The 23,068-nt window shown below is 64.3% G+C and carries 24 protein-coding genes; 16 read left to right on the forward strand and 8 right to left on the reverse strand.

Annotated features, from left to right (window positions below; genetic code table 11):
• Window positions 1–244 precede the first annotated feature (244 nt).
• Window positions 245–925, forward strand: a complete 681-nt coding sequence (locus B4F51_RS11610; protein WP_296225622.1) for a hypothetical protein — start codon at window positions 245–247, stop codon at window positions 923–925.
• Window positions 926–970: 45 nt separating this feature from the next.
• Here the strand turns inward: B4F51_RS11610 and B4F51_RS11615 are convergent, their stop codons facing one another.
• The 3 genes from B4F51_RS11615 to B4F51_RS11625 form a co-directional block, all read right to left on the reverse strand.
• Window positions 971–1,855, reverse strand: a complete 885-nt coding sequence (locus tag B4F51_RS11615; protein ID WP_296225623.1) for a class II glutamine amidotransferase — start codon at window positions 1,853–1,855, stop codon at window positions 971–973.
• A 119-nt stretch (window positions 1,856–1,974) separates the two neighbouring features.
• Entirely contained in the window at window positions 1,975–2,862 is an 888-nt protein-coding gene (locus tag B4F51_RS11620; protein ID WP_296225624.1) for a mechanosensitive ion channel family protein, read from the reverse strand.
• The gene (locus tag B4F51_RS11625; protein WP_296225626.1) at window positions 2,837–3,181 is read right to left on the reverse strand and encodes a hypothetical protein; all 345 of its coding nucleotides are present in this window, start codon (window positions 3,179–3,181) and stop codon (window positions 2,837–2,839) included. The genes B4F51_RS11620 and B4F51_RS11625 overlap by 26 nt, the downstream gene beginning before the upstream one ends.
• A 116-nt stretch (window positions 3,182–3,297) precedes the next feature.
• Here B4F51_RS11625 and B4F51_RS11630 point away from each other — a divergent pair, with 116 nt between their 5' ends.
• Complete coding sequence (locus tag B4F51_RS11630; RefSeq protein ID WP_296225627.1) at window positions 3,298–5,586, forward strand: HAD-IC family P-type ATPase; 2,289 nt, start codon at window positions 3,298–3,300, stop codon at window positions 5,584–5,586.
• A 140-nt stretch (window positions 5,587–5,726) separates the two neighbouring features.
• On the opposite strand, the gene B4F51_RS11635 is transcribed toward B4F51_RS11630, so the two are convergent.
• Both B4F51_RS11635 and B4F51_RS11640 read right to left on the reverse strand, forming a co-directional pair.
• Window positions 5,727–6,182 carry a universal stress protein gene (locus B4F51_RS11635; RefSeq protein WP_296225629.1) on the reverse strand — a complete coding sequence of 152 codons (456 nt, stop codon included), beginning with the start codon at window positions 6,180–6,182 and terminating at the stop codon, window positions 5,727–5,729.
• An 81-nt stretch (window positions 6,183–6,263) separates the two neighbouring features.
• Window positions 6,264–7,274 carry a zinc-dependent alcohol dehydrogenase family protein gene (locus B4F51_RS11640; RefSeq protein WP_296225631.1) on the reverse strand — a complete coding sequence of 337 codons (1,011 nt, stop codon included), beginning with the start codon at window positions 7,272–7,274 and terminating at the stop codon, window positions 6,264–6,266.
• Window positions 7,275–7,423: 149 nt separating this feature from the next.
• Between B4F51_RS11640 and B4F51_RS11645 the strand changes: the two genes are divergently transcribed.
• Window positions 7,424–8,653, forward strand: a complete 1,230-nt coding sequence (locus tag B4F51_RS11645) for an MgtC/SapB family protein (RefSeq protein ID WP_296225633.1) — start codon at window positions 7,424–7,426, stop codon at window positions 8,651–8,653.
• A 9-nt stretch (window positions 8,654–8,662) separates the two neighbouring features.
• Here B4F51_RS11645 and B4F51_RS11650 read toward each other — a convergent pair whose 3' ends face one another.
• On the reverse strand, window positions 8,663–8,845 hold the full coding sequence (locus B4F51_RS11650; protein ID WP_296225634.1) for a YgaP family membrane protein: 183 nt from the start codon (window positions 8,843–8,845) through the stop codon (window positions 8,663–8,665).
• Between the two features lie 35 nt (window positions 8,846–8,880).
• A complete protein-coding gene (locus B4F51_RS11655; protein ID WP_296225636.1) occupies window positions 8,881–9,345 on the reverse strand; it encodes a CBS domain-containing protein in 465 nt (154 codons plus the stop codon).
• Between the two features lie 287 nt (window positions 9,346–9,632).
• Between B4F51_RS11655 and B4F51_RS11660 the strand changes: the two genes are divergently transcribed.
• Genes B4F51_RS11660 through B4F51_RS11685 form a run of 6 tightly spaced genes read left to right on the forward strand, consistent with a single transcriptional unit; the run spans window position 9,633 to window position 13,392 of the window.
• Window positions 9,633–10,133 (forward strand): universal stress protein, encoded by a 501-nt coding sequence (locus B4F51_RS11660; RefSeq protein ID WP_296225644.1) that lies wholly within the window; start codon window positions 9,633–9,635, stop codon window positions 10,131–10,133.
• A gap of 47 nt (window positions 10,134–10,180) precedes the next feature.
• Entirely contained in the window at window positions 10,181–11,020 is an 840-nt protein-coding gene (locus B4F51_RS11665; protein ID WP_296225645.1) for a universal stress protein, read from the forward strand.
• Between the two features lie 46 nt (window positions 11,021–11,066).
• Window positions 11,067–11,720 (forward strand): BON domain-containing protein, encoded by a 654-nt coding sequence (locus B4F51_RS11670; RefSeq protein ID WP_296225646.1) that lies wholly within the window; start codon window positions 11,067–11,069, stop codon window positions 11,718–11,720.
• Window positions 11,721–11,774: 54 nt separating this feature from the next.
• On the forward strand, window positions 11,775–12,305 hold the full coding sequence (locus tag B4F51_RS11675; protein ID WP_296225647.1) for a flavodoxin family protein: 531 nt from the start codon (window positions 11,775–11,777) through the stop codon (window positions 12,303–12,305).
• Window positions 12,306–12,350: 45 nt separating this feature from the next.
• Complete coding sequence (locus B4F51_RS11680) at window positions 12,351–12,713, forward strand: TraR/DksA family transcriptional regulator (protein WP_296225648.1); 363 nt, start codon at window positions 12,351–12,353, stop codon at window positions 12,711–12,713.
• A gap of 31 nt (window positions 12,714–12,744) precedes the next feature.
• Window positions 12,745–13,392 carry a BON domain-containing protein gene (locus B4F51_RS11685; protein ID WP_296225649.1) on the forward strand — a complete coding sequence of 216 codons (648 nt, stop codon included), beginning with the start codon at window positions 12,745–12,747 and terminating at the stop codon, window positions 13,390–13,392.
• 66 nt (window positions 13,393–13,458) lie between these two features.
• Here B4F51_RS11685 and B4F51_RS11690 read toward each other — a convergent pair whose 3' ends face one another.
• Window positions 13,459–14,262 carry a helix-turn-helix domain-containing protein gene (locus B4F51_RS11690; RefSeq protein ID WP_296225650.1) on the reverse strand — a complete coding sequence of 268 codons (804 nt, stop codon included), beginning with the start codon at window positions 14,260–14,262 and terminating at the stop codon, window positions 13,459–13,461.
• Window positions 14,263–14,565: 303 nt separating this feature from the next.
• Between B4F51_RS11690 and B4F51_RS11695 the strand changes: the two genes are divergently transcribed.
• The 7 genes from B4F51_RS11695 to B4F51_RS11725 all read left to right on the forward strand — a co-directional run bounded on the left by B4F51_RS11695 (window position 14,566) and on the right by B4F51_RS11725 (window position 23,062).
• Window positions 14,566–15,921: a PAS domain-containing sensor histidine kinase gene (locus B4F51_RS11695; protein ID WP_414706747.1), complete on the forward strand. Its 1,356-nt coding sequence runs from the start codon at window positions 14,566–14,568 to the stop codon at window positions 15,919–15,921.
• Window positions 15,918–16,565 (forward strand): response regulator, encoded by a 648-nt coding sequence (locus B4F51_RS11700; protein WP_296225652.1) that lies wholly within the window; start codon window positions 15,918–15,920, stop codon window positions 16,563–16,565. The genes B4F51_RS11695 and B4F51_RS11700 overlap by 4 nt, the downstream gene beginning before the upstream one ends.
• A 224-nt stretch (window positions 16,566–16,789) precedes the next feature.
• Window positions 16,790–17,926 carry an ABC transporter permease gene (locus B4F51_RS11705; RefSeq protein ID WP_296225653.1) on the forward strand — a complete coding sequence of 379 codons (1,137 nt, stop codon included), beginning with the start codon at window positions 16,790–16,792 and terminating at the stop codon, window positions 17,924–17,926.
• A gap of 2 nt (window positions 17,927–17,928) precedes the next feature.
• On the forward strand, window positions 17,929–18,627 hold the full coding sequence (locus tag B4F51_RS11710; protein ID WP_414706748.1) for an ABC transporter ATP-binding protein: 699 nt from the start codon (window positions 17,929–17,931) through the stop codon (window positions 18,625–18,627).
• Complete coding sequence (locus tag B4F51_RS11715) at window positions 18,624–19,709, forward strand: HlyD family secretion protein (protein WP_296225656.1); 1,086 nt, start codon at window positions 18,624–18,626, stop codon at window positions 19,707–19,709. Before B4F51_RS11710 ends, B4F51_RS11715 begins: the two co-directional genes overlap by 4 nt.
• Window positions 19,710–19,741: 32 nt before the next feature.
• A complete protein-coding gene (locus B4F51_RS11720; protein WP_296225834.1) occupies window positions 19,742–21,181 on the forward strand; it encodes an efflux transporter outer membrane subunit in 1,440 nt (479 codons plus the stop codon).
• A 132-nt stretch (window positions 21,182–21,313) separates the two neighbouring features.
• Window positions 21,314–23,062: an alpha/beta fold hydrolase gene (locus tag B4F51_RS11725; protein ID WP_296225657.1), complete on the forward strand. Its 1,749-nt coding sequence runs from the start codon at window positions 21,314–21,316 to the stop codon at window positions 23,060–23,062.
• Window positions 23,063–23,068 lie beyond the last annotated feature (6 nt).

A 23,068-nucleotide genomic window follows, 5' to 3' on the forward strand; every position in this document is an offset into this window, starting at 1 on the left:
TAACGCAGGGCTCCTGACAACGTTTTGTCAGGAGCTTTCAGCGGGGGAGCGGACGACCCACTTGAAGGTGCTGCGGCGAGTGGCTGGCCCACATCGGCGGTCTTACTGGCATGAATCGAGCATTCGTTCCCGGGCAGCCTCGGGGCATTCGAATGTTTCTTCACTTTCTCTTCACTTTTTCTCCATACTGTCGTTCCTACTCGTCTGCGAGTTATCCAGGGAAACGTGCATGACAGGATCGGCTTTGATGCCCGCGCCAATACCGCGCCCGGCACAAGCTTTGATTGACGAGGCAATTAACGCCACGCTGGAAGCGGCAGCGAGCCGCGCCCGCTTGCCAGCGGGGCCGGTTGGACGCTGCGCCGACTACGCCATCGTGGGCGCCAAATTGCTGACACTGCTGACCAGCCAGCCTTACCGCCCGGTAGGCGGAGGCGGCGTAGTCGATTGCGGGCAAGGGCGGCGCATTGTGCTGCAGCCATCGCGCACTTCACGGCGCAGCGCGCGCAAGCTCTCCCAACTCAACTCGTACCACTGCTGGATTCGCGGAAGTCATTTCCGTGACAGCGACACATTCTTCGAGGAAATCGTCGATTTCACGCTGCGCCATGACAGCCTCGTTGCCCAGCAATATGGGCAGCCGTTCTTACGCGTGGATACCCCAGATTTCCTATGGGAGGCATTTCCGGGAGGAACGCCCACGAAAAAGGGGGCGGCAATACGTCCGGGGGATATGCCCGGCGAGGCCGAAACCCACTGGGAAATCCCGGAGATTGTGCAGTTGGTCATGCAGTACGAGCGTGATTTCAACCCCTTGTTCGAGAGCCTTGCCGCGCAAGCCATGGGGCAGCTTGCCGAACTGATTGACGCCCGAAAGCTCCAGCGCCAGAACGATGCAGGCGAGGGGCAACCGACGTTGGCTTGAGCCCGGGGACGTTTCCTGCGCCTGCCACCTGCTACCGGCGCCCGATCAGCCGGCCGCACGCCCGTAGGAAGACTGCTCCTTGGCCGACACCTCGAAAACAGGTAGACGGGGGACGAACCGGTGGTGTTCGACGATGCCGCCTTTGGCGGTCACGAGCGTCTCTTCCGGGATCTCCTCCCAGGCATTCGGCAGGTCGACCAATGGCTCGGACAGTACAAGAAAAGCCGTGTCGCCCGCATCGGTGATGCTGAAGTCTTCGGGATAGAGTTCGCGCAGATGCCGGAATGACGTGCTGTGGAACAGGGAGCGTGAATCCCGCTCGCTGGAATAACGGGCCGCGATGACCTGCTCGCCGTCCGTGGCGCAGACCGTCATGTTCAATGGGTGCTCGACACCGTGGCGATGGCCGATGTGCTCAATCAGGCCCACCATCTGTTCCAAGGCCGCGCGCGGGTCCCGATCCAGCCCGAAGGTGAGGGCGAGAAAAAACATGACCTCCGAGTCCGTCGAGCCCTCGATCCAGCGAAAAAGCTCGGGCGCGACCTCCATCATCAAGTCACGCCTGAGCGTTGGATACTCGCGGATCAGCCCATTGTGGGCAAACAGCCACCGGCCATAGCGGAATGGATGGCAGTTGGTTTCCTGTGCGGGAGTGTCCGTTGCCGCGCGGACATGCGCGACAAACATCGGCGACCGGATGGCGCGGGCAGCTTCACGCAGGTTCGTATCGTTCCAGGCGGGATGCAGGCACCGATACCGGAATGGCACCTCGGAATGGCGGCCGTACCATCCAATGCCGAACCCGTCTCCGTTGGTCGTCGTGTGCCCCAGGCGAGAGCGCAGGCTCTGGTCGATCAACGAGTGCCGCGGCCGGAACAGCACCGTCTCCAATTGAATGGGGTCGCCTGAGTAGGCCAGCCAACGACACATGATGCATTGCCTGCGTGGGATGCCTTGAAAGGTGAGTCTAGGCAATGCGTCTGGGAATGCACAGGAAAAATGCTGCGCGCCTGTGGTATCCAAGCACTCTTGCGACGCAGCAATGCAATCTATTGGCGCACAACGATTTCGCTGCTATGCGCGACTTGTGCAACCGCTGCGTCGTGCGTTGCGTCCCGCACGATACGCAGCTCGCGCATCCGTACCGGCAGGTCGCAACGTGCCGCCTTTAGCGTCGTGCGGATCTGCTGAGCCAGATTCCAGCGCATCGCCCAAAAGTCTTCTGTCTTGGCCCAGACCCGGAGATTCAGCACGGCAACGCTGTCGTCAAAGCGCATGACCATGGCCATCGGCGCGGGCTCGGGCAGGGCCAACGGTTCGCTGGCCGCCAGCGCCGTGAGCGCATCCAGGGCGTGAGGGATATCGTCATGCAGCGACACCTCGGTTTCCAGGTCCAGCCGGCGGGTCGGGTTGCGCGTGTAGTTGCGCACGGTGTGGCTCCACAGGGCGCTGTTCGGCACGTATTCGCAGATGCCATCCGGCTTGGTCAGGCGTGTCATGAACAGGCTGACTTCCTCCACCGTGCCGGCCACTTCGCCCCCGCCGCCGTCGATATAGTCGCCCACCCGAAACGGACGCAGCGCCAGCAGCATGATGCCCGCGGCAATGTTCTGGAGCGTGCCTTGCAACGCCAGCCCGATGGCCAGACCCGCCGCGCCGAGCACGGCGATGATGCTGGCCGTTTCTATACCGAGCCGCGACAGCGCCCCGACGATCGCCAGCGTGCGGATACCCCAGACCGCGATGTCGCGAAAGATGGGGGCGAGCGTGGCATCGAGCCGGGACTGGCGGCTCATCAGCCGTTGGAGCCAGCGACCGATGTATTTCGACAGCCACCAGCCCGCGCAGAAAATCAGCAGCGCGGTGCATAGACTGATCGCCAAGCGGCTGAACGTCCCCCAGAGGATGGGATCAAGGTAAGCGTGAAGGTGTTCCATGATTGATTGCATGCAATTCAGCAAAAACTTGCTCGGCCAGGGTGCTGCCTAGGTAGTGGACCCTTTGTTGGTGTTTGCGGGCTGCAGGGCTGGTCTTTGACCGAGCGAGCCCGCACGTTGGTTCCGACAGGTAGATAAAAGGCACAATCAAGGTATCTGCGTTGCAGCGTTGCGGCAGCAGGGTTTCCCCATGAAAAAGCGACTTGTCCAAATTCTGCTGGCGGCGCTGTCTTGCGTTGCTGGTGTCACTGCCGCTCACGCACTGGCCGTTCAACAGTTCACTGCATCTCCGCTTTGTGCCTGCCAAGATGTGCGCCATTCGCACTGCTGTGCCGCTCGCCATGACCCACCTTGTTGCGTTGCCGCAGCGGTGCGCTGCCGGTTCGGCGCGCCGCAGGGTATCGTCCCGCCCATTGCCGTGTTGCGGGGGCAGTGATGTCTGACGTAGCTGCCATGAGGGAGGCGGCGTCCGAGGGGCTGAGCGCTGCCGAGGCGCGCGCACGGCTGCTGCGCGATGGCCCGAACGAGGTCGAGCCAGCCCCAACACACCCCTTGCGACGGCTTGCCGCCAGGTTCTGGGGCCTTTCCGCGTGGATGCTCGAATCCATCGCCGTGCTGTCACTCGTGCTGCACAAGTTGGCGGACTTCTGGGTCTCACTGGCGCTGCTGCTGGTCAACGCCATCCTTGGTAGCCTGCAAGAGCAGCGCGCTTCTTCGGCAGTTGCATCGCTGCGGCGGCAGATGCAGGTGAGTGCACGCGCGCTCCGTGACGGAGCCTGGGTATCGATTGCTGCGCGCGAATTGGTGCGCGGCGACATCGTGCGCGTGCGCGCGGGCGACTTCGTCCCCGCCGATCTGCGGCTCATCGAAGGCGAACTCTCGATTGACCAGTCTGCCCTCACCGGCGAATCGCGCGAGGTGCACAAGCAACGCGATGACGAGGTGCATTCGGGTTCGATCGTGCGCCGTGGCGAGGCGACGGCCGAGGTGCGTGCCACGGGCACCGCCACCTATTTCGGCCGCACGACACACCTGGTCGACAGCGCGCAGCCCAGGCTGCACGTCGAAGCCGTGGTCTCGCGCGTGGTCAAGTGGCTGTTCTTGATCGTCGGCGCGCAGGTGGCCGTTGTCGCGGGGCTTGCCTTGGCCAGGCACGGCTTGCTTGTCGATATCCTGCCGCTGTCGCTCGTGCTGCTGATGAGTGCGGTGCCCGTTGCGCTGCCGGTCATGTTCACCGTGAGCATGTCGCTGGGCGCGCTCGAGCTCGGCAAGCAGGGTGTCCTGATCACTCGGCTGAGCGCGGCCGAGGATGCGGCCAACATGGACATCCTGTGCGCAGACAAAACCGGCACGCTGACGATGAACCGTCTGTCGTGGGCCGGCGCACTGCCGCAGCCCGGGTTCACCGAGGAGGATGTGCTGCGTTACGGGGCAATGGCTTCGAACGAGGCTGACCAGGACACCATCGACCTGGCGTTCCTGCGCGGGGCGCGTGAGCGCGGGTGGGCATCCGTGCCGCAGAGCAGGTTTGTGCCGTTCTCCGCGCAGACGCGCCGCACCGAGGCGGTGGTCGTCGACCGAGATACCGCCGTACACGTAGTCAAGGGGGCGGTGGCCACGATCGCCGGGCTCGCGGGGCTGGATGACGAGGCACGCGCGCGGCTCGATACCTATGCGGCGCAGGCCGCAGCCAAGGGCCACCGCGTGCTCGCCGTGGCCCGCGGGCAGGGCGGGCAGCCGTTGGAGCTTGTCGGCCTCGCGCTGCTCAACGACATCGTGCGTGCGGATTCCAAGGCGCTCATCGCAGAACTGCATGCGCTTGGTGTTGGCGTGAAGATGATCACCGGCGACGCCGCATCCGTCGCGAAAGAAGTGGCGCACACACTCGGCGTGACCGACGTGTCGGCCGAAGTTCTTCCGGAAGGCAAGTTCCGCATCGTTCAGGATCTTCAGTCCGCCGGGCACGTCGTGGGGATGACCGGCGATGGTGTGAACGACGCGCCCGCGTTGCGCCAGGCCGAGGTCGGCATCGCGGTCAGCTCGGCGACCGATGTCGCCAAGGGTGCCGCCAGCGTCGTCCTCACGCGAGAGGGGCTGACCAGCGTCGTCGACCTCGTGCGCACCGGCCGCTCGATCTACCAGCGCGTACTGACCTGGATCATCAACAAGGTCAGCCGCACGATTCTGAAATCGGGGTTCGTGTCGATTGCATTCGTGGCCACTGGCCACTTTGTCATCTCGGCGCTCGGCATGGTCTTGCTCGTGTTCATGACCGACTTCGTGAAGATTGCACTGTCGACCGATCGCGTCAGTCCATCGGCGCAGCCGGTCACATGGAACATCGCGCCGCTGCTAAAGGCGGCAGCGCTGCTCGGTGTGCTGATGCTTGTCGAGGCGCTGGGGCTACTGGCTTTCGCGTGGCAGCGCTTCGGGCTGGATGCCAACGCCGGCGCCCGCTCGACCTTTGCGTTCGAGGTCCTGCTGTTCTTCGCGCTGTTCTCGATCGTCTCGATCCGTGAGCGCCGCGCATTCTGGGCTTCGTGGCCGAGCTGGCAGCTCGCAGCGGCGCTGATCGCTGATGCCTGCGTAGGGCTCGTCATCGGCCTGTACGGGTTGGGCGAGCTGCAGCCTTTGCCGGCCAGCCAAGTGGCCTTCATCGCCGGCTACGCGCTAGTGATCTCGTTGCTGGTCAACGATGCCGTGAAGCGCGTCCTGATGCGTTGACGGGCGCGCTCCAGCGCCTGCGGCGGTGGCATGAACGACCTGGGGAATCCGTGGGCTGACTTTGAGGCGAACAAGTAGGCCTACGGACCGTGAAGCGGCCGTTGCGGGCGCAAGCGACAACGCGTCTTAAACCTGCGGCCTCATTCTTCAACCTCGCTGCGGACCATCAGCACAGGTTTGTTGGTCTTGCGGACAACGCCTTCCGCCACGCTGCCCATCACCAGGTGCTTCAGCCCGCGTCGCCCGTGCGTGCCCAGCACGATCAGGTCGGCGCCGGTTTCGTTGGCTTCCGCCACGATCGTGGATGAAATCTGTCCTGGCGCAACGGCCTTTTCCAGCAGCTTGGTCGAATGCGCGACGCCGGCGGCTTGCAGTTTGGTGGCAGCATCGGCCAAGGTATCTCGGCCGCATTCGATGACGCGTTGGGCGTAGTCAATGCTGTCGAACCCCGTCATGTCCAAGGCTGCGTCCGTGCTATCGGCAACGAACAGGGCTTCCACTTCAGCACCGGTCGCCTTGCCGACGACGATCGCTTGATGCAGTGCAAGATTCGAAGCGTGGCTGCCGTCGATGGCAAGCAGGATTTTGTGATACATGGCGGCCTCCAAGAGAATCATGCGGCATGGCACCGCATGCAATCAGCTTAGGCATCGCAGCGCGGCGGCGGTTGATGCGCATCAAAGGTCTTCAGGGGAGACCCGCAGCACCGCTGCGCCGATGACACGGCCCGCACGCAGGTCATCGAGCGCGACGTTGGCGTCTTGCAGGCGATACGGCGTGACGTGAACCTGCAGGGGGATCCTCGCTGCCACGCGCATGAGTGCGAGGCCATCCGCCCGCGTCAGGTTGGCAACCGACATGAGTTTGCGTTCCTCCCACAGCAACCGGTACGGAAACGTTGGGATGTCGCTCATGTGGATGCCGCCGCAGACGACGGTGCCGCCCTTGACGATGGCCCGCAGCGCCTTCGGGACGAGCGCTCCCACCGGGGCGAAGATCAATGCCGCGTCAAGCGGCGCCGGCGGTGGCTCTTCGCTCGCTCCTGCCCAGCGCGCGCCGGTCTGCAGCGCGAGCTGCTGTGCCGCGGTATCTCCGGCGCGCGTGAAGGCGAAGACTTCGCGCTGTTCCGCCACTGCGATCTGCGTGATGAGATGCGCGGCGGCCCCGAAACCATAGATGCCAAGCCGCCTGGCATCGCCGGCCATGCGCAGCGTGCGGTAGCCGATCAGGCCCGCGCACAGCAGTGGTGCGGCGTGTGCGTCGTCATACCGTTCGGGAATCGGCAGGCAATACCGGGCATCGCAGACCACATATTGGGCATAGCCGCCGTCGCGCGTGTAGCCGGTGAAGGCTGGGTGGTCGCACAGGTTTTCGTGCCCGCCCAGGCAGAATGGGCAAGCGCCGCATGTCCGGCCGAGCCAGGGCACGCCAACACGCTCGCCCGGCGTTGGCGAAGTCACGCCCTCGCCGCATGACTCGACGACGCCCACGATCTCGTGGCCAGGAATGAGCGACGCCTTGGGGTGCGGAAGATCGCCGTCGACGATGTGCAGATCCGTGCGGCAGACCCCGCACACGGTCACCTTGATGCGGACTTCGCCCGGCCCCGCAACCGGCATAGGCATCGTGCGCAATTGCAGCGGCGCGCCCGCGCTTTCATACACCATGGCCTGCATCGATTCGGGCACAGTGGCCTCCACGCACAAAGGATGAGTGCAGTATGGTCGAACGGCGCAGGGCCGTCGCTTGGGCGGCAGGCCAGTGACTGCGCCAGATCAATGGGAACGCGCCGCAGTCGGTCATACTGAATTATCGGAATGCCGCTGCCACGACGCGAATGTCTTCGTTACTATCGTTCTCCGTTGCCTTAGGTCTGGCGTTGGCCATTGGTCTCGAGCGCGAACGAAGCCAGACGGGCGCCGCGGAAATTCCCGCCGGGATGAGGACGTTTGCCATCGCGGGGTTGACCGGCGCCATCGCGGCCAGCCTTTCGATACCGCTTGCGTTACCGGCTGTCTTGCTTGCCGTCACCGTGCTCGCTGCGGTCGGCTATCACCACTCGGCGGATGTCGATCCCGGTGCGACCACGGAGTTCGCGCTCATCGCGACAACGTTGCTTGGGGCATACGCGGTGAGCGCGCCGGGAATGGCCGCCGCGCTTGGGACGGTACTGCTGGTGCTGCTTTACTCCAAAGCCGCTTTGCATCGATTTGCCCGCACTGCGATCACGGAGCGCGAATTCGGCGATCTGTTGACGCTTGCCGCCGCGGCACTTCTGATCTGGCCCGCGATTCCCGACCGCTTCATGGGACCGCTGCAGGCGTGGAATCCTCACACGCTCTGGCTGGTGGTCATCCTGGTCATGGTGACAGGGAATGCCGGCCATTTTGCCGCGCGTTGGTTTGGTGAGCGTATCGGGCTGCCGCTGGCGGGCCTGTTCAGCGGCTTTGCGTCCAGCGTCGCGACCATTGCGGCGATGGGGGCGAGGGTCCGGAAGGGAGGTTCCTCAAAGGAAGGGGCCATCGCAGCCGCGTTGCTGTCCAACGTGGCAACAGTGGTACAGATGGCATTGCTGGTCACGGCCCTCGATATCCCATTTCTGCGCCTCCTGGCGGCGCCGCTGGCCGTTGCCGGTGCCACGAGCATTGGGTGGGCGCTGTTCTGGATGCGGCGTGAGAAAGACACGCCGTTTCAAACGGAGGCGGAAAACACCGCTTCGTCAATCAACTGGCGAGCCGCGATTGGCTTCGGGCTATGGACGGCCACCTTGCTGCTGGCGGCAGCGGTGGCGCGAGCGTGGCTCGGGCCAGCGGCGGTGGCCGCAGTGACGCTGTTTGGCGCTTTGGCCGATGTACACGCCGCCACCGCGTCCATCGCGACACAGGCGGCTGGTGGGGCGCTCGCACACCCCGAGGCGGCCACGCTGGTCATGCTGGCGTTGACCGCCAATACCCTGACCAAAGGGGTCGTAGCGATCGGTGGGGGAAAGGCATTCGCCGCCCGGGTTGCCGTTGGCTTGCTGACGATGCTGGCTGCGAGCTGGGCGGCGCTCCTGATCACGACCTAGTCGCCCCGGTCAATCCCGGCCGATGCCCAGTACCCAGTAAAGCGGGCAGATGCGGACAACACCCGTGAGCAGAGGCACCAGCCCAAGCCAGCCGACCCACACTGGCACCTTGCCGAACCACGCCAGCAGAATCATGGCCACGCCAATGATGATGCGTACGATGCGATCGACGGTGCCAACGTTGGGAAGCATGATGCCGCTCCTAGTGATGAGAAAGGGCGAGCGCCCTAGACCGTCAGGTCCGATGGCGCCTCCGAGCCGTGCTCCGGGCTTCGGTCGCGACCAAGGATGCCGGCCAGCAAGGCCCATTCGCCGCCCATGGCACGGATGGTGTCGTCCAGGGTCAGCATGCCGATGAGCCGTTGCTGATCGTCGATCACCGCCAGGCGGTGCAAGCCGTGGCCGAGCATGGTGCGAAGCGCTTCGCTGATGATGGCGTGCTCACGGATGGTCAGTACGCCCCGCGTCATCACCTCGGCGACGGTGATCCGGGCGCAATCGGTCTCGCTGGCGATCCCGTGCACCACCATGTCGCGGTCGGTCACGATGCCGATGACCCGCATTCCGGTCCCTGGCTCTGTCACGAACAGGGCGCGCAGAGACTGATCCCGCATCAGGCGGGCGGCCTTCTGCAGCGTCGCCGACGCTGGAACGTGGACGATGCGGCGGGAGCAAATCTCGTCAACCCTCATGCTGAACTCCAATGCGCGTACGTCTTCACTATATGGACGAGCAGGTTGCAGACGTTGATCCTGCACAAGATGTCGTCACCAACCGGCGGGCAGCACCGGCGGCGGCGAATGACGCGAGAGTCTAGAGGGCGCCTCGCCTTTGTGGTTGAGGGAGATCAAGCAGCGGCGCTGTTTCCCGGGATGGGGAAACGCTGATGTAAATCAAGAGGCGATTTGGCGGGTGATCCAACATGGAAACACCGGAGCCCGATGCTGGGCGTTTGGCCGATTTCATGTGGAGGCACACCATGTACGACAGGATTCTGGTAGCGCTGGACGGCAGCCCCACGGCGGATCGCGCCCTGGACGAGGCGATCCGGCTGGCGAGCAAGCTAGGCGCCGAACTCGTCCTTGCCCACGTGATCGACAACAGCTACCTCAAGTACGACGTTGGCTATATCGATGTCAGCGGGTTCACTGAAATGCTGATCGAATCGGGCAAGCAGATCGTGGCGGACGCACATGCCAAGGCGGAGACCGCCGGCGTACGGGCCCGCACCGTGGTCGCGGATGACCCGCTAGGCACCTTCGACGTGGGTGAGGCCATCGAGAAGGCGGCCCACGACGCCAATGCCAAGCTACTGGTGCTGGGCACGCATGGCCGGCGCGGGTTCCGGCGGTTTCTGCTTGGCAGCGTGGCCGAGAGCGTGGTGCGCCGCAGCAGCCTGCCGGTCCTGCTGGTGCGTGCCGAGCCCGCGCAAGCCGAGCATGCCCCAACCGAAGCCCTCAGCAACGCCGTCATTGCATGACGGATTGTTCCTCTGACACCCCATCTGACACGAAAGGGAATCCGATCATGACCTATGCCAGTGTGATGGTGCACCTGGACCGCAGCGAACGCGCCATGCACCGCCTCGAACTTGCCATGCGTTACGCGCAGGCGCACCGCGCCAGGCTGATCGGCGTTTATGCAAGTTTTGCGCCCAGCCCGAGCTGGTTCTACATGATGGAGGGCGCGGCACGCTTCCTGGAGGAAGACCGCAGTCGACGCGATCGAGTGCGGGACGTTGTACATGCGCGGTTTCTCGAGGCGACGCAATCGCTGGCCACAGAAGTCGAGTGGCGCGCGGTCGACGGCGATCCGGTGGCGCTGGTCTTGCGGGAAGCTCGCGAGGCCGACCTGCTGATCGTCGGCCAGCGAGACCCGGAGGACCCCGAGAGCTTTGTCGCCGCCGATTTTGTGGAAACGCTGATTCTCGAATCGGGCCGGCCGGTGCTGGTGGTGCCGTATGCAGGGCAATTTGCCGGCGTGGCGCAGCGGGTGCTGGTGGCATGGAGCGGTGGGCGCGAATCGGCGCGTGCGCTGCATGACGCCTTGCCGCTGATGGCGGGCGCCGCCGTGCACGTATTGCAGATGACGAGCGAGCGCCCGCAGCACTGGGGCGAAGAAACGACGGTCGGGCAGGTTGCCCGTGCGCTCAAGGCGCACGCTATCGAGTCGCAGGTCGAAGAGGCACCAAGCGTGGGGCCCGATGCGGCGATCGGCGAGATGCTGCTGTCGCGCGCCGCCGATCTCAATATCGACCTGATCGTCATGGGCGCCTACGGGCATAGCCGTCTGCGCGAGACCGTGCTGGGTGGGGTCACGCGCACCTTGCTGGAAACCATGACGGTTCCGGTATTGATGTCGCACTAGTTGCTGCCGCTCAACTTGCCCCGTTCAAGCCCCAAGGGCGACGACCATGAAGAACGATATCCAGCTCAAGCAGGATGTGGAAGAAGAACTGCAATGGGACCCGGCAGTGGATGCCAGCCGCTTTGCCGTTCAAGCCAAGGATGGCGTGGTCACGATTTCCGGCAGTGTTGATGCGTTTGCAGACAAGCACGCCGCGGAAGAGGCCGTCAGGCGTGTATCGGGCGTGACCGCTCTTGTCGTCCACGTGAACGTGCGCGTACCGCCGGACATGCAGCGTCCGGACGATGAGATTGCGCAGGCCATCAGCAATGCATTGCACTGGAACACGTCTGTGCCGGCGGATGTCATTCGGATCACCGTCGAGGATGGCGCCGTGACCCTGCGGGGCGAAGTCGATCAGGATTTCCAGCGCCGCGCCGCGTTGGACACCGTGCGCAGGGTGCGCGGTGTGCAGTCGGTTGCCAATGCGTTGACCCTGCGAGATGCCGCCGGGCCGGCAGATCTTTCCGAACGTATTACCAAGGCGCTCGAGCGCCAAGCCGTGCTCGACGCCTCGCGCATTCACGTGTTGGTCGCGAACGGCACGGTCACGCTGTCCGGGCCCATGCGCAACCTCAATGAATGTCGCGCCGCGCGGGAGGCCGCCTGGGATGCGCCAGGCGTGCGCGCCGTGATCGACCACCTATGGGTGGGGACTTAACCGAGGGTCAGCAAGCCCCTGCGGCTTGTACGTCACTGGAGACGGGAGTTCCTCATGGAAAAGAAGCTGATCGTGTACTACTCACGCACCGGCACAGCACGCCAGGTGGCCGAGCAGATGGCCGCGCAGAGCGGCTGGCAGCTCGCCGAAATCTCGGATGTGCACCCGCGTGCAGGTTTTCTGGGCGATTTGCGCTGCGTGATCGAGGCGGTCTTCCATAAGCGAGCCAAGTATCGCTACGAGGGGCCGCCGCTGGACGAGGTCGACCAGGTGATTGTGATGGCGCCGATCTGGATGGGCCGCCTGGCCTCGCCCATGCGTGACTTCCTCATCGACCAGACGCCGTTTGCGGCCAGCCTGTCTGTGGTCTGCGTCATGGCCGCGCGTGGGGCGTTCAACGCCATCGAGGAGATCATGCGCATCACCTCCACCGTTCCGGTGCCGGTCCTGGCGCTTTGTCAGCGCGATGTGGAAAGCGGACTTTCGCAGGAAGAGATGATGGGTTTTATCGAACAGGTGAAGACCGCCGGCCGCTGGGGGCAATCGAAGCGGCGGCAGGCGTGGCTCTCTCCCACGGAGGCTTGAGCCACCGCGAGGCTTGGGCCCCGGACCGATAGCAGGAGACTGGGCATGACCCCTTTTACCGAGGCGCAATGGAAGCGCCTCATTGCACTGCTCGACGAGCAAGAAGCGCGCGTGCAGCGCCAGCTGGCCAATCTCGGCGTTGCGATTCCACAAGCGCCTCGCGAGATGCCTGTGGAAGATGCAGACCTGGCCGACCAGGAGGCTGACAATCAGGCAAGCGACGTCATGCTGGCCCATTACCGCAATGAGCTTGCACAGATCGATGCCGCGCGGGCACGGATGCAAAAGCACCAGTACGGCATCTGTGCGGATTGCGGCGAGGCGATTCCGTTTCTGCGCCTGCAAGCCCAGCCGACGGCTCTGCGGTGCGTTGCCTGCCAGACGGCGCTTGAGCACAGGCGGGTCTGATTGGGCACCGTCGGCACACTGGAGGTGATGTATGAAAAGCGATCTGGGTATCAAGCAAGACGTCAATGATGAGTTGCTCTGGGAGCCTGCCGTGGACGCCGCTGCCATTGGCGTGGAGGTTGACCGCGGGGTGGTGACGCTCACCGGGCACGTGCACAGCTATACGGAAAAGGTGGCCGCCGAGCACGCGGCTGAACGTGTGGCTGGCGTACGGGGCGTGGTGCAGAAGATCGAGGTCCGCTGGCCTGGCGAGCACGCCGACGAAGACATTGCCGAGGCAGCCCGCTCAGCGCTGGAATGGCACGCCAGCCTGCCTTCCAGCCGCATCGAAGTTCTGGTGGAAAAGGGCTGGGTGACGCTGTCGGGCGAGGTGGACTGGCCGTACCAGGTTGAGCTGGCAGTGCAGGCGGTCGGCTCGTTGCGCGGTGTGACGGGGCTGATCAACCGCCTGAGGATCAAGGCACGCACAGTGCCGGAAGACGTTGTTCGCCAGATCGAGGCGGCACTCAAGCGACATGCCGAACGCGAAGCCGACCGCATCCAGGTGACCGTCCATGGTGGAACGGTGACGCTGAGCGGCCATGTCGGTTCGGCATCGGAACGCCGTGCAGCCAAGGGGGCGGCGTGGTCGGCACCGGGGGTGACCGAAGTCATCGACCATCTGCAACTCGCGCCGTGACGACGAAGAAACGCCCTCCTGTCTGGAGGGCGTTTGCATCTGCCGCACTCAAGCCAAGCGTCACGCTTACTGCAATTCGCTGAGCGCTGTCTTGTTGGCCAGCTCGATGTGCTTGCCGTTGACCGAGATCCAGCCTTCCCGCTGGAACCGCGACAACGTGCGGCTGACCGTTTCCAGTTGCATGCCCAGATAGCAGCCGATCTCTTCGCGCGTCATGCGCAGCGTGAAGCTTGAACCCGAATAGCCGCGATCCTGCAGGCGGGTGGACAGGTTCAGCAGGAAGGTCGCGACGCGCGCTTCCGCGGTGAGCCCCGCCAGCAGCAGCATCAGCCCAGACTCGCGCACGATCTCCTCCGCCATCAACTGGTGGAGCCGGCGCTGCAGCGGGCGGATATCCTGGCAAAGCTCTTCCACGCAGTGGAAAGGCATCGAGCAGACTGTGCTGTCTTCCAGGGCAATCGCGTCACACGTATGACGATCGGCGGCAATGCCGTCGAGCCCGAGCGTTTCGCCGGCAAGCGGGAAGCCCGACACATAGCTGGTCCCATTGGGGTGCGACACCACGGTCTTGAACGATCCGGAGCGGACCGCGTAGAGCGCGTGGAAGGTATCACCGGCGCGGAACAGCGCCTCGCCCTTGCCGACCTTGCGCCAGGTATGGACCATGCGCTCCACGCGTTCCCGTTGGGTTGACGGCACGGCGCCCGTGATGCAGGCCCAATGCATCATGCAGTTGGCGCATTGGCTGCTCAATGCCGGGTCCAGCGGTGCCGGCGATTGGCATGCGTCACGAACCAGCTTCAACTGCAGCAGGGGAGAAGGGCGGACCACGTCGTCCGAAGTCCGAGCCTCGACAGCATTCGGCAGCATAGGGTGTTCTCCAGAAATCATAGGCAGGTTGCGGCCCCGTCATCCTGATACAGGTTGCGCGACGGGGACGATCACCGCGCTCTGCCGAGTCCGAGTCCCGGTGTCCGTAAGCTCAGTATCGAAGAAGGCGTTCTTGCGCGAAATCAGGCAGCGCTGAGATGCATGTCGGAATATGTCGTGGCGCTGTCAGGCTTTCCTGACAGTGATACTCGATTCCGTGGTGAATCCGTCACATGGCTGATGCCATTTGACCGCCAGATGGATTATGTTTTTGATATCTCAGACTGATCCGGGCGTTCAGTGATGGAGAAAGAGAGACATTTGGCGGCGACGTCGCGTCGGCGCATGCTGCAGTTGCATTCCACGCCAGCGGAATTGGTGGCCGGGGGGCTAGCCATTCTGCTGCTGTTCGTATCCGCAGTGTGGCTGGTGTCGGCGGTCATCCCGCGCGATCTTGGCGCGACCATCCTGTTGCTGGCCCTGGCAAGCATCGCCGCAGTTCTCGCCTTGGTGTTCTATTGGTTTCGTCTGCGCATGCTGCGCGCCACCGTGGGCGACTATCTCGCCCATCTGGAGAAGAGCGAAGCCCGGTTGGCCGGCATCATCCGGTCCTCCATGGAGGCCATCATTTCCGTGGATGACGCACAACGCGTCGTGCTGTTCAACCCTATGGCCGAAACCCTGTTCGGCTGCCCGGCCAACCTTGCAATCGGGCGCCCGTTGTCGGATTTCATCCCCGAGCGGTTTCGCGGCGCACATGAGGCGCATGTACGCCGCTTCGGAGTGACGGGCGTTTCAGAGCGGCAGATGGGTAAGCAGCGCGCGCTGTTTGCGCTGCATGCGAGCGGCCGTGAATTCCCCATCGAAGCCTCCATTTCGCAGATCGATGACGACGGCGCCAAGCTCTTTACCGTGATGCTGCGTGATACCACGTCGCGGGTCCGCGCTGAAGCCGCGCTGCGCCGGTCTCAGGAAGAGTTGCAGCACCTCTCCGACAGCATCCTGGCGACGCGGGAGGCGGAGCGGTATCGCATTGCCCGCGAGTTGCACGACGACCTCGGGCAGCGCCTCAGCGCGCTCAAGATGGATATCTCTCTGCTGGCAGCGGATCTTCAGGCCACGAGCGGTGCCGCCTCTGCACTGACGGCGCAAACGACAGCCATGCAGCGCGTGATTGACGAGACGATCGCGGCGGTGCGGCAGATTTCGGCCGATCTGCGTCCACCTTTGCTTGACGAACTGGGGCTGGTGCCCGCCATTGAATGGATCGCCAAGAGCTTTCGTCTGCGCTTCGGGCTCATTGTCGACGTGCACGCCCAGGAGATGCCGATGGATGAGCGCGCAGCGATTTCGGTATTCCGCATCGTGCAGGAGGCGCTGAACAATGTTGTTCGCCATGCCGACGCCACCCGCGTTGAGATCCGGTTTAACCAACTGGACGACACGCTCGAGCTGTCCATCCAGGACAACGGCCACGGTTGGAGCGGCGCGCCACCCGCGCCGGGCGCGCGCAAGCCATTGGGGTTGCTCGGCATCCGAGAGCGTGCGCGTTTGCTGGGCGGCCAGGCTACGACCACGCATTCGCCGGACGGGGGGTTTTGCGTAAGCGTGCGTTTTCCCGCAGCCCGTGATGTGGCGCAGGAGGAAGCCGGATCATGATCCGCGTGATGATTGCCGATGACCACGCAGTGATGCGCGACGGTGTACGCCACATCCTGGAGCGAGCCGGAGACTTTGACGTCGTGTGCGAGGCCTCCGATGGCACACAGGTGCTGCAGCTGACACGTGAGCATCGGCCGCAGGTGATCGTGCTCGACCTGTCGATGCCGGGACGCAGTGGGCTGGAACTATTGCGGCAGTTGCAGGAGGAGCACGCGGGGGTGCGGGTGCTAGTGCTGACAATGCATGCGGAGGAACAGTATGTCGCGCGCGCCTTCCGGGCTGGCGCAGCCGCCTATCTGACCAAAGAGAGCGCCGCCACCGAATTGGTGGCCGCCCTGCAGAAGGTGGCGCGTGGCGGCACCTACGTCAGCCCGGCGATGGCGGAAAAGCTTGCGCACAGCCTGGGCGAGCGCAGTGAAGAGGCCGCGCACACCCGTCTGTCCGATCGCGAGATGGAGGTCTACCGCCGGCTGGTGCTGGGTGAGCCGCTGACGGAGATCGCCACCAGCCTGTGCGTCAGCGCCAAGACCATCAGCACCTACAAGATGCGGCTGTTGGACAAGCTTCAGCTCACCAGCGAGGCCGCGCTCGTGCGTTACGCGATACGCCATCGCCTGTTCTCGGACGACGACACCCTGTAGCTGACCGGCAACACCGCGCAGCGGCCCAACAAGCGGAACTGCTGCGCTGCGGCAGTGGCCGCTCTCTGCGGCTTGCGGCACGTCAAATGACGGCGTCGGCGGAGCGCTATCGTTGAGGCACATGCATCGGTGCCCGACGGTTTGGCGCGCGGCCGATTCTCGGCAGGCCTAATGTGGTTGCGAGGCCACACCGCTGTCGCCGTGCATGACCAAAAGGGGGTCATGTGCAGGCCATTCTCAAACTTGCCTACAAGCTGTTGGTCAACGACAGGGCCAAGTTGAGCGGCTTGCTGGTCGGTATCACCTTTGCCGTCTTCCTGATGATCGAGATGACCTCGTTGTTCGCGGGCGTGCTGAACCGGTCATCGTCTGCCATCTACAACATCGGTGCCCGCATGTGGGTGATGGACCCGGCGGTCAATACCGTGGCCAACACCATCGGCATGCCGGATTACGTGCTCGATGCGGTACGCAGCATCGACGGTGTGAAGTTTGCCGTGCCCCTGTATTCGGGCGGCGGGCTCGTACGCCTGGCCAGCGGAACGTATCAGCCCGTCACCGTGGTGGGCATCGACGACACCACCCTGTTCGGGCGCCCGCGCATGCTCAAGGGGCGAATCGAAGATATCTTCGGTGAAAACGGTTTCATCGTCGTTCAAGATGCCGAGTTCGGTAAGCTCGAAAACCCTCGCATCGGCACCGAATTCGAGATCAACGACCATCGCGGCGTGATCGTTGGTATTTGCGAGGTCGCCACCAGCGGGCTGTTCGGCGTGCCCACGCTGTACACCACGTACCGCCGCGCCGTGCAATACCTGCCGGGCACGCGCTATACGATGTCCTACGTTCTGGTCGAGCCCAAGAGTGAAGCGGATATCGCAGCCATTGAGCGCGCGGTCGACCGGCTGGGCTATCGCGCGCTGACCAAGGAAGAATTCATCAGCCGTATCTCGCACTTCTATACGTACCAGACCGGGCTTGGCACCAACATCCTGCTGATGACGGTGATCAGCTTCATCGTGGGGCTGTCGATTTCGGGGCAGACCTTCTACACGTTCATCCTGGAGAACCTCGAGCGGTTCGGTGCGCTGAAGGCCATCGGGGCCAAGGGGCATGAACTGGTGATGATGATCGTGTTCCAGGCCACCTTTGTGGCGCTGGTTGGCTACGGGCTTGGGATCGGTCTGTGCGCGGGGTCCATTGCGCTGGTCCGCATCCGCATTCCGGACTACGCGGCCATGATCACAGCAACGAATCTCGTGTTCGCTCTGGCGATGGTGATCTTGATCGCCGCGATCTCGGGCTACATCGGCGTACGCAAGGTGCTGCGCATCGAGCCCTTCGACATTTTCCGGGGGTGAGCGTGGCCAAGGTTGCCATTGCCGCACAGGCGCTGGACAAATGGTTCGGCGAAGGGGAAGCACGCACCCGCGCGCTCAGACAAGTCACGTTCGACGCCTACTTCAACGAGATGCTGTTCATCGTGGGGCCATCGGGCAGCGGCAAGACCACGCTGCTGAGCGTGATTTCCGGCATCCTGCGCCCGGACGGCGGCCATGCCGTGGTTGACGGTGTCGATATCTGGAAGCTCTCGGCCGATGCGCTGGCCGATTTCCGTCTCAGCAAGATCGGTTTCGTGTTCCAGGATTATCACCTCTTTCCGCGCCTGACCACGGTGGAAAATGTCGCCATCCCACTCGTTCTTCGGCGTGTCCATTGGGATGAGGCATTGAAACAGGCCATGCATTACCTGGACGTGGTCGGCCTGAAGAACCGCGCCCAGTTGCCGCCGATCAAGCTCAGCGGCGGTGAGCAGCAACGCGTGGCCATCGCACGCGCCATCGTCACGCAGCCGGACATCCTGATCCTGGACGAACCCACGGCTTCGCTGGACGGGGACACCGGCCGCTCGATCATGCAGTTCGTCAAGACGGAGATCCTCAACGAACGCCGCTGCATCGTGATCGTGACGCACGACGCGCGCATTCTGGACATGGCCAGCCGCATCCTGGATATGGAAGACGGCCGCCTGAGCCATATTGAACGTGGAGAGGTGCGATGAAGATCCGCTGGTTGTTGGTGCTCTCGGTGAGCGGCCTGCTGGCGGGCGTCGGGGCAGCCATCTATTACGCCCGGCAGAGTCCGCCGCTGCCGCCGGTCTTCCAGGCGGCGGCCAACCCGTATGCCACCGGCATCTACGCCAACGGGATCATCGAAAGCGATCAGCCTAGCGGTGCCAACCTGAACCTGTATCCCGAGGTTTCGGGCACCGTGGCGCGCATTCCGGTGAAGGAAGGGCAGGCGGTGAAGCAGGGCGACGCACTGATCGAGATCGAAGATTCAGTCCAGCGCGCCTTGACGGCGCAACAGCAGTCGCAAGTGGACGCGGTGGATGCCCAGTTGAATGCGCTGGTGGCGCAGCCGCGCAAAGAGACGCTGGAGGTCACGCGTGCGCAGGTGTCGGCGGCGGACGCGAGCCTGCGCACCGTGCAGGACCAGTTGGACAAGCTGGAAGCCGCCGCCCGGCTCAACCCCAAGGCGGTCAGCCGCGACACGATGGACAACGCCGCCAACGCCGTGCGCGTGGCGCGCGGCAACCTGGCCGTCGCGCAGCGCCAGTACGACCTCACGCGCGCTGGTGCCTGGGTCTATGACATCCGCAGCCTGCAGAAGCAGCGCGATGCATTGCAGAAGGGGGCCGCCGCGGCTGCCGCGCTACTCGCGAAGTACATCGTGCGCGCGCCGGCGGATGGCATCGTCATGTCGATCAATACCGCGCCCGGCGCCTATGTCTCATCACAAGGCACCTACGATGCCTACACACGGGGCTACGTTCCGCTGGTCATCATGAGTTCGGGGCAGAACAAGCTGGCAGTGCGCGTGTACGTGGACGAGATCCTGGTGCACCGCCTGCCGCCCGGCGCGGTCCAGGCGCGCATGTTCTTCCGCGGCACCAACATCAGCGTCCCGCTGGAGTTCGTGCGGGTGCAGCCTTATGTGTCGCCCAAGGTGCAACTATCCGACCAGCGCTCCGAGCGGGTGGATGTGCGCGTGCTTCCCTTGCTTTTCCGGTTCAAGCAGCCGGACAAGCTCATGGTCTATCCGGGCCAGTTGGTAGATGTCTACCTGCAGGGGGCATCGTGAAGCCGACGCTACGGGGCACCACCGCATGCGTGATGGCCGTCGTGCTGCTGGCCGGGGGGTGTGCCGTCGGGCCGGACTTCAAGACGCCGCCGGCGCCGAGCGTTGACCGCTATCTTCGCGATGGCGATCCTGCCGGATCGGCGCCAGCGGACGGGGTTGCCCAGCGCTTTTCCGTGGCACCGGTGTCTGCCGACTGGTGGCGCATGTTCGGCAGTCCCGCGCTGGACGACGTCATGACAACGGCCATCCAGGCCAACCCGACCCTGCAGCAGGCAGAAGCCAACCTGCGGGCGGCACAAGACCTGCTGCGGGCCGGTGCCGGGGTGTTCTATCCACAAGTAACGGCTTCGGGCGCGGTGTCGCGCCAGGCTGTGCTGCCTGCCAGACTCGGTCAGACAGGGGCGCCGAGCCTTTTTACGCTGTGGACGCTGGGCCCGTCGGTCAGCTACGCGCTCGATCTCTTCGGCGGCAATCGGCGGGCCGTTGAAGCGCTGGCCGCACAAGCCGAAGGCCAGCGCTATGCCGTCGCCGCCGCTTACCTCACGCTGACCGGCAATCTCGTCAACGCGGTTATCGCGCATGCCGGTTATGCCGCACAGATTGAGACCACACGCAGCCTGATTGCGGTGGTGCGCGAACAGGTGGACATTGCACATGCCCAGGTCACTGCCGGCGTGGCGGCCGATTCCAGCGAACTGGCCCTTGCTGGCCAGTTGGCCTCGTTGGAGGCTTCCCTTGCCCCCCTTGAGCAGAAGCGCGATCAGGCGATGCATCTGGAAGCCGTGCTGGCCGGCCGGTTTCCATCGCAGGCCGATGCCGTCGACGTGATGCTCAGCGGCTTGGTGCTGCCGGTCGACCTGCCCAGGCTCGTGCCCTCGGAACTCGTACGGCAGCGGCCGGACATCCTGGCCGCGCAGGCGCGCCTGCATGAGGCCAGCGCCCAGGTGGGCGTGGCCACGGCTGCCATGCTGCCAAGCCTGACCCTCAGCGCCGACTACGCGCGCATGGCCAGCAGCAGCGCTGCCCTGTTCGGACCGCAAACCGCAGCGTGGAGCCTGGGGGCCAGCCTTGCCGCGCCGCTGTTCGAGGGTGGCAGCCTGCGCTACCGGCGCTCTGCCGCACAGCAGGCCTTGCAGGCTGCGGATGCCGACTATCGGCAAGTGGTGCTCACCGCATTCGAGCAGGTTGCCGATGTGTTGCGCGCACTTGAGCACGATGCGGTGCAGCTCGATGCGCAACTGCGGGCGCAGGCGGCCGCCAGCACGGCCCTGGACGAGATCGATGCCGAATACCGCGCGGGAGTGGCCAGCTACCTACAGGTGCTGAGTGCCGATCTGCAATTTCAGCAGGCCGTGCTCGGTACTGTGCAGGCGCGCGCGCAGCGGCTGCAGGACACCGTAGCGCTGTTCCTCGCCCTGGGCGGAGGCTGGCGCGACGCCGTGCCGGGCAAGACAACGGAGCCCGCCGCCTGAGTGCAGCGCCGATGCAACGCCTTGGAAAATCTGCCTGGACTTCCCGATGCGATTGAGATGCATCAAACACAAACGGCACGCACTACCCTCTAATGGAGTGCACAGATCGACGAACTTCGCCCCCGACCGCCGATGCACGCCACGCCTGCACCTTCTCCTTCCGCCGCCGACAAGATCGATATCCCGCTGCACGCCGCAATGGCGAGGGCTTCCATGTCGCTTTCGCATGTTTCGATGCTGCTGGCCTGGCTGGATTGGGCGCTGCACCTCGGGATCTCGCCGGGCAAGCAGTTTGAGTTGCTCCGGCTTGCCATGACGCAGGCCGAGCAGTTGGCCCGCTACGCGCAAAACTGCGCAATCAGCGGGTCGCCTGCCGTCGAATGCTGCGTGCTCCCGCCGGCGCATGACCGCCGCTTCAGCGATGACGCATGGCGGCGATGGCCGTTCAACGTGCTTCATCAGTCGTTCCTACTGGCGGAACGGTGGTGGGATGCAGCAACGCACGGCGTGTGGGGCGTCTCCGCTCACCACCAGGACGTTGTGGCGTTTGCTGCGCGGCAATGGCTCGACATGGCGTCGCCGGGCAATCAGCTTGCGACCAACCCGGTGGTGTTGCAGGAGACCTTCGAGCAGCGTGGCGCCAATCTGCTGCGCGGCGCCCTGAATGCCGTGGATGATGTTGAGCGGACCTTGAGCAACACGCCGCCCGCCGGCACAGAGCGCTTCCTGCCTGGTCGCGATGTTGCCGTTACACCCGGCAAGGTGGTCCTGCGCAACCAGTTGATCGAGCTGATCCAGTACGCGCCCACGACGCCCAAGGTGCACGCCGAGCCCATCCTGATCGTGCCGGCGTGGATCATGAAGTACTACATCCTCGATCTCTCCGCGAACGACTCCTTGATCCGCTACCTGATCGAGCAGGGGCATACCGTGTTCTGCATCTCGTGGAAGAACCCCGGCGAGGCTGAACGCAATCTGGGGATGGACGATTACGTGGGCCTGGGTGTGCGGGCAGCGCTGGATGCCGTCTGCGCCATCGTTCCCGACCAGCGCGTGCATGCGGTCGGATACTGTCTGGGCGGAACGCTGCTGTCCATTGTGGCGGCGGCCATGGCGCGCGATGGCGACAGGCGTCTGGCATCGATGACGCTGTTTGCCGCCCAGACGGATTTTTCGGACCCCGGCGAACTGGGGCTGTTCATCGACGACGCGCAAATCAGCCTGCTTGACGCGCAGATGGCCCAGACCGGCTACCTGACGGCGCAGCAGATGGCGGGCGCCTTCCAGATGCTGCGCTCGTACGACCTTCTGTGGTCGCGCGTGGTTGGGGAATACCTGATGGGCGAACGCCCCCCCTTGAACGACCTGATGGCATGGAATGCCGATGCCACACGTATGCCCGCGCGCATGCATGGCGAGTACCTGCGCCGCCTGTTCCTGAACGATGACCTGAGCGAAGGACGGTATCCGGTGGACGGCAAACCCGTCAGGCTTTCCGATATCGCGCTGCCGATGTTCGTGGTGGGCACCGAGACAGACCACGTGGCGCCATGGCGTTCGGTCTACAAGCTGCACCATCTGTGCCCTGCGGAGCTGACCTTTGTACTGACCAGCGGCGGTCATAACGCGGGCATCGTGAGCCCGCCCGGACACCCTCATCGGCATTTCCACATGCTGACGCGGGAGTCGGGTGGCACCAGCCTCTCGCCGGACGACTGGCTGGCTGGGGCCCCAGACCACGACGGTTCGTGGTGGCCGGCATGGCATGCCTGGCTGGTCGGGCATGGCACCTCGGCAACGCTCGTGCAACCACCGAAACTGGGCACGCAGGCCTATCCGGCGCAGGCTGAAGCGCCGGGGGCTTATGTGCTGGAAGCGTGACCCGGA

Origin of the sequence: Ralstonia sp. UBA689 (assembly GCF_002298975.1) — a bacterium.
GTDB lineage: Bacteria > Pseudomonadota > Gammaproteobacteria > Burkholderiales > Burkholderiaceae > Ralstonia.